Genomic DNA, 290 nt, shown 5'->3' on the forward strand with positions numbered 1-290 from the left:
AACCGGGAACCAGGTGATAAAGAAGTAGGTCAGCGCGTTAATGCAGTATTGCCCGATGTAAATACCGATCATCATCCGTGAGCCCAGCAGCTGTTTGATTTGCCCCCACTTCACGCTGAACGGCACTTTAGCTTTGGCGGCCGCCTGATCCATATTGATCAGCGCCCCGCCTTCAGCAATGTACTCCAGCTCTTTTTCGTTTACGCCCGGGTGCTGGTTTGGTTCATGAATCACCTTCAGCCAGATAAAGCTGATAACAATCCCGAGGCCGCCCATAAAGAAGAACACAT

General features: G+C 51.0%; 1 pseudogene. It reads right to left on the reverse strand.

Annotated elements, in window-relative coordinates:
* Positions 1 to 290: pseudogene (locus J4G32_RS20955) on the reverse strand (MFS transporter); the annotation flags it as partial.

This window comes from Microvirga antarctica, assembly GCF_017921815.1.
In the GTDB taxonomy this organism is placed as follows: Bacteria; Pseudomonadota; Alphaproteobacteria; order Rhizobiales; family Beijerinckiaceae; genus Microvirga; species Microvirga antarctica.